Here is a 10,652-nt window from a genome sequence, read left to right as displayed (position 1 = left end):
AATGCGTATATTTACCATGCTTTTCCAGATTATCTTCTGGCCGTTCAAGATTGTTTTCAAATTTTTATCAAAAATTTTGAAAATACTGTTCCTGCCATTCTCGGGACTCTATGAAAAATGGTACGGACCTATGCCAATGACGATGGGCGGCGCGCCGGTTGATCATTCTGCCCCCGATATGAGTGATCCGGAGCGTGGGCGTGTCAAAGGTCAGTTCCTATATGTATTGATTGCCTTATTTACAACAATTGCCGTGGTCTGGGCGATCTATGCCGAAGTCAATGAACAGGTGCGGGCTGAAGGTATTATTGTCACGCCTTCTGATGTGCAGCATGTTCAAAGCCGGTTGCCTGGCTCGCTTGTCAAAATCAATGTCCAGTTAGGTGCCGAGGTTGAAAAGGGCGATGTGCTATTTCGGCTCGAAGATGAAGATGTTCTGGCGAATTTTCAGGATAACGAGATCAATTATCAGGCGGCCTATGCAACCGAAATACGGCTAAAGGCAGAAATCTCAGGAGCTGATTCCCTGGTCTTTCCAGAAGAACTCATCCTCTCATCACCAGATGTGGTAGCGCAGGAATTACAACATTTTCAGAGTCGTAAGAACGCGATGCGGAGCCGTCTGGAAGTACTTGCCAACGCCGTAGAGACGCTCGAACGCACAATCCTTGAAAAGGAAGCCGAAGCCCGAATAGCCACAAAGCAAGCTGAATTATACGCCGAGGAATTGTCACTGCTTGAGCCGCTGGTTAAAGCCGGTCACGAGCCGCAGGCAATATTGTTGGCGGCACGCACCAAGTATCAGCAGGCAATAGGCACAATTGAACTGTCAACATTAAGCGCAAATGCGCGACGGTCTGACCTAGCTGGCAAGAAACGCGAGATAGAATCAATCGTTTCAAACTTCAAAGCTGATGCTGCAGGCAAACTGGCTGAAACACAAATCAAGACCATGCAATATAAAGCGCGTCAGGACGCTCTTGAAGGCAAGGTACGCCATGCGGATATTCGGGCTCCTTTATCGGGGATTGTTTCGGCCGTTCACGTCAAAACAATTGGCGCGGTTGTACAGGCTGGTACGGTGCTGGTTGATATTGTGCCATCCGAGTCAGGCTATCTTGTCAGGGCACAGGTGCCACCACAAAATGTGGCAGCTGTCCAGCCTGGGCAAATTGCCCGTATATCACTAGCGGCTTATGATCCATCGCGTTATGGCGTGTTAATGGGGGTGGTGCAACGTGTGGCTAATAATACGACCCAGCCGGAAAATCAGATGCCTTTTTATGAAACGATGATCGAAATTCCGAAAATCGAACTGACCAAGTCACCAATCCGTCCGGAAATTACAGCTGGTATGCCGCTGACAGTGGATATCCTTGGTGATAAGCGGACAGTGATGAATTACATCATGACGCCAATTCAGAAGTCACTGAAAACGGCATTCCGTGAAAAATAGGGTTCGCATCATAGAGGCTGTCCCTTTGGGGCAGCCTATTCCATTATGAAGAACCAGCCATAGGAAATGATAAGGGCAGGGACGGCAGAATATAGTGTTGCGACCACTGCCACACGTGGGGCAATCGCAATCGCCGGGAATAGCGCATCTCCATCGTTGCTGATAGCATTTCCGATTTGCGCCGACAGTGGCACATATCCTGCCAGATACATTGTCGTAACCAGAACCTGAGGTCCACATCCGGGCAGGAATCCGATGATGATAGCCACCAAAGGTGTAAATAATGCCCAGCCATCAAATAATGCTTGCAGATCGACACCAGTAAAATAGATCGTCAATTCAAATAGCAGATAGGCCGCGATCACCCAGACAGTGACAAAATTTGTGTCGGCGACTGTCCGGCGCAGCATGCCCCCACTTTTTGAAAAGCCAACATCACCTGCCATGCCAAAATAAGGTGCCAAACGCATGGCTAGTGCCAGCGTGCCACCGACAACGCCAATCAAGGTGGCAGGCTTTTGATGGAATGACGAGGCAAACATTGCATCTACATCGACCTGAAAAGCGACCAGACCAGCCAGAACGACACCAGGAATCAAAATTAGATACCACATGCGGTCAAGCCAGTTACTGCTGGCATCATAATGCTGTGGTTCGTCAAACTCTCCGACAGATCCCTTTTGGCGCATAAAGCCAGTGCCATGTATGTGGTTTACAATCCAGCCGCTGATGGTGCCAACAACAAACCCCATCGCCATAATGGCAAGGCCAGTTAGCGGTTCTTGTGCAATCAGCAGAAAGGCTGCATCGCCCATGGTTGCTGTCAATACAGCAACAACACTTCCAAAACTCAGTCGTCCAGTGACATATTGCGTGATTACGATGATGGCGCCGCCACAGCCAGGCAAAGCCCCAAGTCCGGCAGCAGCTGGAACCTGCCATACGGTATCGCGGCGGAGCATTTCTGTAGCATCAATTTTCAGGGTTTTTTCAATGCTATAAAAGATCAGAAATGTAGCTGCCACAAAGGTGCTGACCTGTAGATAGGCGTCGGCGATCGAAGTGAATATGATATCCGCTAATTCGGTTGTCCAGACGGACAGAGCAATCGCGGCCATAAAAACAGGAACGCAGATCAGTAATGTCTGTAACGCAAGCGAAAGCACATACGGTTTATCCGGTGCCACAGGATGTGGCATTAATATTTCAGCCTGCGTTTGATTTCGTTTCATCTCTTAAAGTTAGTACAGACTAACTTTAAACACAAGAGCTAATGAGTGAATGTGCATCATTATTCATCTATGGCTAGGGCTAGGGAACATTGTTGTTTATAACAACTGATAGATATTGCTTTATATATATAGGGGTAATGGGAGGCGAAATGACAGAATCACATACAGCTTTGACGTTTGACAGTCCGGTTGTGCTTGTGGGTGGTGCTCCTGATCCTGTTGGATTGTCTGCTATGTTATCCGAATGGCCAACAATTGCAGCTGATAGCGGTATTCATGCGGCCTTGAAGGCTGGCCGAAAGCCGTTGTCAATCATTGGTGACATGGATTCAGTCGATGATCTGGCATCCTTGCCAGCAGATATCCGTCAGATAAAACTATTTGGACAGGACGATACAGATTTTGAAAAATGTCTGAATTTGATTGTTGCCCCCCTGATTGTGGGCATTGGGTTTATCGGCAGTCGTTTTGATCATTCGCTTGGTGCCATACATGCTTTGGCGGCAACGTCAAATCAATCAGATCTGCTTTTGGTAGGTGCAGATGATATTATTTTGCGGGTCAGGGGGGATATTGCCTTGCGCTTGCCAGTTGGCATACGCGTCTCGATTATACCACTAGCCAAGCAAAGCTTTGTTGCCTCAAGCGGCTTGGCCTGGCCACTTGATGGGTTGCATATGGAATTTGGCCAAGCGATTGGTATTTCAAACCGTGTCTTGGATGAAGATATTACAATCACCGCGGGTGCCGGAGATGGCTATGCGGTGATTGCGCCATTTGATTGCCTTAAAAGTATTCTCGGCCAGCTAACTAACAGCTAATTGGCGATCAACCACAATGCCCCGAACAGACCAATAATGATAATGCCAGCATTCAGATTTCGGGACCGCCCGGCAATCACATGGATGGCGATATAGGCGAGAAACCCAATGGCAATGCCAGCCGCAATCGAAAATGTCAAAGGCATGATCAATGTGGTAAGTAATACGGGTATGCCAACAACAGCATCATCCCAGTCAATGTTTCGTAGCGGTTGCAGGAAAGCCGCCGCGACAAACACGAGCGCCGGTGCCGTTGCAAAGCCCGGAATTGAGGCGAACAGGGGTTGTAATAACAAGCAGAAAAGAAACAGGATGGCGACAACCAATGCTGTGAGACCAGTGCGTCCACCCGCCTTTATGCCAGTTGCGCTTTCCATGTAGGTGGTCATGCTTGATGTGCCCATAAGACTACCCACAATACTTGCCCCCGTATCAGCAAGCACGGCACGGTCCAGATTATCAATGGAACCATCAGCCTTGCGTTTTCCGCTAAGGTCAGCGATGGCAGTCAAGGTGCCAGTGGTATCAAAAAAGTCGAGAAAGAACAGGACAAAGACAACTGACAGGAATGCAAATGACGTTAGTACTGAAAAATCGAGCTGGAACGCTGCGCTAGCTGTTGGCACTGAGGTAGAGATGATGCCGCCAAATTCGGCAAGGCCACTGACCCAACCAATGACACTCAGCACTATAATGCTGATCAGAATTGAACCAGCTATTCCTCGGGCTTGCAAACCAGCCATCAGAACAAGTCCGGCAAGTGCCAACAGGAGTTCAGGCGCATTTACCGCGCCAAGCCGCACGATGGTATCAGGATCAGCCGCAACCAGCCCCATGCTTTGCAGTCCAATCATGGCCAGAAACAGGCCAATACCGGCGGTGATACCAACCTGCATCGATGTGGGAATGGCACCAATAAGCCAGCTTCGGGCTTTGCTAAGTGAAAATAGGAAAAATAGTAACGAGGCAACAAACACGGCGGTGAGTGCCTGCTGCCAAGAAAACTGCTGGCCGAGCACCAACCCATAGGCAAAATAGGCATTCAAACCCATACCGGGTGCCACCGCGACTGGCCACTTAGCCCAGAATGCCATAATGGCCGTGCCAACCGTTGTAGCGATAATCGTCGCTACGAAGCCAGCTTCAAAAGGAATGCCTGCATCGGCAAGAATCATCGGATTGACGGCAATGATGAAAGACATAGTTAAAAAAGTGCTTAGGCCAGCTAGAACTTCGGTGCGAACTGAAGTCGCGGCGGCTTTCAGGCCAAATAATGTTTCGAGCATTGCAATAATTCCTAAAATTTAGTCGTGCTTAGTTTGATAATGAAATGTGATTCTAGAGAGTTATGTAGCTTGTTGCCTTGATGTGCGCAACTTAGTTTCCAGATGAAACGGTTATATGCGAATATGGCAGAATATATGCAGGTGCGTCAGTGGCTTGTTTTCTAATTGTTTGACTCTATACTAGCGCCAGATCAACGCCGTTAAGGAGATGAATATGACTGCGCCAACGCAATTACAGACCGCACGTTTTGAGACATTGGCTACGGCCCTTTTAGGTGATCGGTTTGCAGATGATACCATGCGGACAGGTTTTACCAAGCTAGTGATGGTCATTGTTGGCAGCCTTTTCATTGCCTTGGCCGCACAAATTGCCGTTCCCATGTATCCGGTTCCGGTAACAGGACAAACGCTTGCCATTCTTTTGATTGGTATGACCTATGGCCCCCGGATGGCTGGAAGCGCGGTTGCTCTTTATCTTTTTGAAGGCGCAATGGGCTTGCCTGTATTTGCTAATGGTGCCGCGGGAGCGCTGTATATGTTTGGGCCAACCGGTGGTTATCTGGCAGGCTTTCTGATGGCGGCTGTCACGCTTGGTTTTCTGGCCGAACGTGGCATGGGTAGAAGCATCCTTTCAACAGCAGTTGCAATGTTGATAGGTACGGCTGTTATCTATGTGTTTGGTGTTGCCTGGCTAAGCATGATGATTGGTTTTGAAAAAGCTGTCATTCATGGTGTAGTGCCGTTTCTTTATGGCGATGTGCTGAAAGCTGTTATTGCGGCTGGCCTAATGCCATTTGCCTGGAAAGCCATTAAAAAGCTTGGTAATGATTCAGGTGATAATGCCTAGTTTCCCTTTTTGGCGGGCATAATTGAATGAGCGCCATGATTTCGACAATCCTATCAGTACTGCTTTTGGTTGTGGTAGGACATTTAATCAAGATGCGGGCATTTGTGCCCGTTTCTTTTTGGGATGGTTTGTCTAAAATTTGCTACTGGATATTATTTCCAGGATTGTTGTTTAATCTGACCTCAACGGCGAGCCTGTCGGCCGCCTTTATTCTGCCTTTTAGTCTGACGCTGCTCATTGCGGCGTCTGTCATGGTTGTTTACGGTTTTCTAGCAGGCCGGTTAATCGGCGCGAATGGCCCCGCAACATCTTCTCTGGTACAGGCTGGTTTGCGCCATAATGGGTTTTTGATGCTGGCATTTGTTCAAGGTGCTTTTGGCGTTGCCGCGCTTGAAATTGGGGCTATCGCGGTGGCGGTACTGGTGCCTATATCCAATATTTTTGCCGTGATTATTATTTTCCTGCTTAGAGATGGTGCTCAGGATGCGCATCTTGGCCGGGCTATCACATCTGAATTAGCCCGCAATCCCCTTATGGGCGCAATTATTCTTGGTGGTATCGTTAATGTCTTATCAATTCCGGTTCCTAGTTTCATTTTTGGCGCGGCGGACATTCTCGGCAGTGCGGCCTTGCCGATGCTATTATTATGTGTTGGTGCCTCAATCCGTATCTCGGCTTTGCGGGCGCATTCTGCGGCGTTGGTTCTTGCGGTGCTTGCCAAACTGCTGGTTTTGCCGGTGGTGATGATGCTTGTGGGTATGGCTCTTGGGCTGGATAAAGATGTTTTGCTGGTGTTGGTTGTTTTGGCCGTGGCCCCTACGGCAACGTCATCATTCACCCTCGCGCAGGAACTTGGCGGTGATGCACCGTTGATGGCAGAAATTATTACCGTACAGACACTGGTGGCGGCAATTGGGATACCTTTATGGGTATTGATGATGACCCATTTTCTATAGGTTAAGCGGCTAGATTGGCCTATGTGATGAATGTGAACCAGACCTAGACGATGCTTATCCGTTCATTGTCGTTTACGGCACCATTAAAAGCTTCATCACATTCGGAAAAGGCCTCAATACCATCAACAGCATCGAGTATTTCAGCTTCACCGCTGGCCTCAATAATGCTTATTAATTTTTCTTCTGGGGACATATCGCAATTATGCAAAACCGTTACCGCAATGACGGCAGCAATATTGCTGATGGTGACGCTGTCAGTGTCCTGATGTGGACGTTGAAAGGGAATGATGGCACATTCCGTCCGAGGGTCGCGGTCAGTCAGTCGCATGGCAAAGCTCCATTAGCGATAGCAGTCATATGTGAGGTTGTGACGATAGCAGAAGCCCAGAGGCGTTTAAGACGCTTGTAATCAACACCTAGATGTGAATTAACATGCTTCATACTGTATATAGTGTGTACCCATTATAAAAATAGTCAAAGCAAAAAATCAAAAATTCGCTATTTTAGGCATATTTCTGTAAATGCCATGAAGTGAATCATCAATAGCAGCACAGTCAGATGGTAGTGCAAAAGAAAACTGCCCATATAATGATATGGACAGTTTGGCATTTGATATCAGAATTTATATGGCTTTAGCCGCCAACCCTTTTGACAAAAATCGTTCCAGCTGGCTTATTATTCACGTTTTTAACCGTGTTGGTTGCCTGGCTGAAGATAACCGTTTCAATGCCGAATATGTCAACAACACTAACGCGGGCACGAACCTGCTTGTCGACAAGGGCTTGCGATAAGCGTAGTTGACTGGCGCCACCTGTTTCAATCGCCCGCCAATTTCGGCCATCTTTAGATGCTTCCCACCCAACAGTCATACTGGCAATGCCGTCTTCATCGGATACGCGCGCTGTGTTGGCGGTTAGAACCGCACCTTCAGACGCTTCACCAGCCAACAGGACTTCGCCTTCGACCGGATCATCAACATTAACAACCGTTTCAGATGGGTTGGTAATCAATAGTTCGCGGGTGCCGTGGCTATCAATATAGGATACAACGGCGCGATAAGAATAGCCAACATGTGCCTGAGTTAGCTGAAGCACCTCACCTACAGACTCAGGAAAGGCCTGCCATTCGGTCTTTGTGCTTGAGCGCTGCCAGATAATGGCATATGTGCCGACACCATCTTCATCAGCAATCAGACTGGTATCAACAACCAGTGCATCTTCTTCGCGAGCATTGCCAGCCAGTTGCGGCGAACCAATAGGTTTGTCATTTACATTCTGAACCTTGGTTGAAGGCGGGCTGATAAGCGTTTCCAGATTGCCTTGACCGTCAACATATGAAATTTGCACCCGCAAGCGTTTGCCAACATGGATCTCTCGTGGAGTGAATGACTGGTGAACAGCACCTGTCAAATTCATCCATGCTTTACCATCTTTAGAAATCTGCCACTGAACCTGGACGTTGCCCATGCCATCATCATCCATAATAGCAGACGCATCAACAATCAGTGGGTCATCTTCGATTGCGACAAACACGGTACCGTTTTCTGTCTCATCGTAATCCGATGTTTCGGTAGCTTGTGTGCTTGTGTTTGCGACGTCTGTTTGTGCAGTATTGGCGCTAGATCCAGATGTGCTACTGGAACTTGTTGACGCTGAAGTTGCGCTTTCACTTGCGGCTGTAGTGGTGGCCGATGTGGTTGCTGCTTGCGTATTGCCTGAACCTGCACTTGTTGAATCAGTCGATTTTGTCTCGGGCAAACCGCCAGCCATAGCGCTTTGCGCGCCGATAGCGAACACACTGGCAACTAAAAGGCTCTTAATCTGTTGCATAAGTTTATGCTCCTTTACCTGACATTTTTTACACAATCTTTTCACGTCAATCAATGTTTTAACATGGTTCCTTAATGACAGGTATAATTTCATAGTCAGTAACAAAGTCTCTTATATTAACGCATAAGTCCATAAATTATATGCGCTAGATAGTATATACGGTGTTTTTATTATGTTTTTTACGTTTTTATCAACATTTCAAATGATTGTTTACATAATTATTACAGATTTTTCGACTATTTTTCATTTTCATAGTCGGCGATGGCTTTATTAGCAGCGCGAAAACATTCAAGAGCCTGTGGAACGCCACAATAAATACCGATGACATGAATAATCGCCCGAATTTCTTCTTTCGATACGCCATTGCGCATGGCCCCGCGGCAATGAAGTTCCCATTCATGCATTTTCCCAAGCGCGCCAATCATGGCAAGATTCATCATGGATCGGGTTTTGGCGTCAATCGCATCATCACCCCAACCAAAGCCCCAGCACCAAGCCGTCATGGCTTCCTGAAACGGTTTCATGAAATCATCAGCATTGGCCATTACATTTTCGACATATTCTGCGCCCAGCGTTGCTTTGCGTTGCGCTAGACCCTTTTCAAACATGTTGTTGTCCATGTGGCACCCTTCCGGTTAATAAACAGTCATTAGATTGTTAACAAAATTCCAATTTTTAAGATACTGTTAAGACATTATTGTGATGTTTGTGTCTGCTGGACGACGCTGGTTGAAAAATCATTTTGGGCACTCGTTCGCAAAATTCATTAGTGATTACAAAAGCTAGACCCACATAAAGTGCTTTCCCGTAATCACTTTAAAGTTAAGGTAAACCCATATACAAGTGGGTAATAAGCAAATAACTGTACTCCTGATTATGCTGTGATAATCTCGAATTATTAAAGAATAGGTTTACAAAGTGATGGCAAAGCAAAAAAATATTGAAATTATTGCAATAAATTTGCCAGCTGGTGAAGAAGAGTTGATTATTGCCGCCGCGCACTATTTTGCTGACCGGTTGCTTACACCAAAGCAGCAGAAAGCGATCACCTTACTCATTGACGTTGCTAACCGTCCTATCCGTATGCCATTGACGCGGGATATGTTGTCGGAAAGACCAGGTGTCTTTGGCGCAACTTTGCCATCAGCCTTTGAAATGTCGGTTTCAACTGCGGCTGGGGTCAAAGACGCACTTGAAGTGATCGCGCATGAAATTGTGCATCTTTCGCAGGTATTGAATCGGCGCCTCAGGATGCGCACCTGCACGGTGAAATCTGATAAAGTCAGGCATATGTCACATTCGGTCAGCTGGCTTGGTGACAAATTTCCATTGCTGGATGAATTTCCCTGGCATTTGCGCCCTTGGGAGATAGAGGCTTGTCAGTGGCAAACGATACTGGTGAACGAATTTATTGCACGTATGACAGGCGCAAACCCCCAAATTGTAACCCAACGTGGCCACAATAATCAGCTTGCGCTGTTAAATGTGCGTCCATCTGCCATCAAAGCACCACCGCAATCACCGTCTTTGTCGTCAGCAACAGCCATAGCAGAGACGGTGCTGCCAATTATTGAGCGTACGCCATCAGTGTCTGCGTCAAAAGAATCAGTGTCCGTACCTAAAGAAAATGCCACATCGATAGGCAATGAAACAGATGAAGACATAACAGGGTCTGATGTCCAACCATCTGAAGCCAGTGATCATAAACATAAAGACAACGCCCCAATAGCTGATGAATTATCTACTGGTGATGGGGAGCCTGTTTCAAATGCCCCAATTGATAACGCAAATGACAAAGTGATAGAAACGTCACCTCCTATCTATACGGTGGGTGGTAGCATGATAAATGGGCATCAAACTGGCCATCAAACTGGCCACCATGGGAAAACCCTGAATGGCGATGCGCATAGATATCTGAACGGTACTGCGCATGAGGCGTCAAATGATGGTGAAAACACGGCTATTCAAATACGTGTTGATGGGCTTGCGGCACCTCGATTGTTAAGTCGTGGTGCGCTGAACAGTAAACTCGATGATTTATTGGCACGTGGTTTGATTGCACCAGAAGATGCCAAGGCCGCGCAAACATCGTTGACGTCAACTGACGACTAAACGCATGAAAACAAACTGACGAAATTCTGGGCTAATATGTGCTATGACTGTTATTCAGTTTATCGCCATAGCCATTGATTGGCGGGTGACTGTCGCAAGACATTTGTCTATGC

The 10,652-nt window shown here is 47.2% G+C and carries 10 protein-coding genes; 5 read left to right on the top strand and 5 right to left on the bottom strand.

The genetic code is table 11. The annotated features are described in order from the left end of the window. The first annotated feature begins 1 nt into the window (after position 1). A complete protein-coding gene (locus SAR116_RS05950) occupies positions 2–1,456 on the top strand; it encodes an HlyD family type I secretion periplasmic adaptor subunit (protein ID WP_013046039.1) in 1,455 nt (484 codons plus the stop codon). A 35-nt stretch (positions 1,457–1,491) separates the two neighbouring features. On the opposite strand, the gene SAR116_RS05945 is transcribed toward SAR116_RS05950, so the two are convergent. Continuing rightward, entirely contained in the window at positions 1,492–2,688 is a 1,197-nt protein-coding gene (locus SAR116_RS05945; RefSeq protein ID WP_013046038.1) for a putative manganese transporter, read from the bottom strand. Between the two features lie 149 nt (positions 2,689–2,837). Here SAR116_RS05945 and SAR116_RS05940 point away from each other — a divergent pair, with 149 nt between their 5' ends. Beyond that, complete coding sequence (locus SAR116_RS05940; protein ID WP_013046037.1) at positions 2,838–3,509, top strand: thiamine diphosphokinase; 672 nt, start codon at positions 2,838–2,840, stop codon at positions 3,507–3,509. Here the strand turns inward: SAR116_RS05940 and SAR116_RS05935 are convergent. Next, a complete protein-coding gene (locus tag SAR116_RS05935; protein ID WP_013046036.1) occupies positions 3,506–4,795 on the bottom strand; it encodes an NCS2 family permease in 1,290 nt (429 codons plus the stop codon). The two genes, SAR116_RS05940 and SAR116_RS05935, sit on opposite strands and share 4 nt — an antisense overlap. Before the next feature lie 214 nt (positions 4,796–5,009). Here SAR116_RS05935 and SAR116_RS05930 point away from each other — a divergent pair, with 214 nt between their 5' ends. Both SAR116_RS05930 and SAR116_RS05925 read left to right on the top strand, forming a co-directional pair. Beyond that, positions 5,010–5,642 carry a biotin transporter BioY gene (locus SAR116_RS05930; protein ID WP_013046035.1) on the top strand — a complete coding sequence of 211 codons (633 nt, stop codon included), beginning with the start codon at positions 5,010–5,012 and terminating at the stop codon, positions 5,640–5,642. Positions 5,643–5,668: 26 nt separating this feature from the next. Then, positions 5,669–6,598 carry an AEC family transporter gene (locus SAR116_RS05925; RefSeq protein ID WP_041860797.1) on the top strand — a complete coding sequence of 310 codons (930 nt, stop codon included), beginning with the start codon at positions 5,669–5,671 and terminating at the stop codon, positions 6,596–6,598. A 43-nt stretch (positions 6,599–6,641) separates the two neighbouring features. Here SAR116_RS05925 and SAR116_RS05920 read toward each other — a convergent pair whose 3' ends face one another. The 3 genes from SAR116_RS05920 to SAR116_RS05910 all read right to left on the bottom strand — a co-directional run bounded on the left by SAR116_RS05920 (position 6,642) and on the right by SAR116_RS05910 (position 9,047). After that, complete coding sequence (locus SAR116_RS05920; protein ID WP_013046033.1) at positions 6,642–6,926, bottom strand: hypothetical protein; 285 nt, start codon at positions 6,924–6,926, stop codon at positions 6,642–6,644. A gap of 304 nt (positions 6,927–7,230) precedes the next feature. Further along, positions 7,231–8,427 (bottom strand): hypothetical protein, encoded by a 1,197-nt coding sequence (locus SAR116_RS05915; protein ID WP_013046032.1) that lies wholly within the window; start codon positions 8,425–8,427, stop codon positions 7,231–7,233. Positions 8,428–8,663: 236 nt separating this feature from the next. Further along, the gene (locus tag SAR116_RS05910; RefSeq protein WP_013046031.1) at positions 8,664–9,047 is read right to left on the bottom strand and encodes a carboxymuconolactone decarboxylase family protein; all 384 of its coding nucleotides are present in this window, start codon (positions 9,045–9,047) and stop codon (positions 8,664–8,666) included. A 301-nt stretch (positions 9,048–9,348) separates the two neighbouring features. On the opposite strand from SAR116_RS05910, the gene SAR116_RS05905 reads away from it, so the two are divergent. Continuing rightward, positions 9,349–10,539, top strand: coding sequence for a hypothetical protein (locus SAR116_RS05905; RefSeq protein WP_013046030.1), 1,191 nt, complete (start codon positions 9,349–9,351; stop codon positions 10,537–10,539). Positions 10,540–10,652: the final 113 nt, after the last annotated feature.

This window comes from Candidatus Puniceispirillum marinum IMCC1322 (assembly GCF_000024465.1).
In the GTDB taxonomy this organism is placed as follows: Bacteria; Pseudomonadota; Alphaproteobacteria; order Puniceispirillales; family Puniceispirillaceae; genus Puniceispirillum; species Puniceispirillum marinum.
Note: the sequence above shows the minus strand (reverse complement) of the source record. Positions and strands in the feature narration are given on the sequence as shown.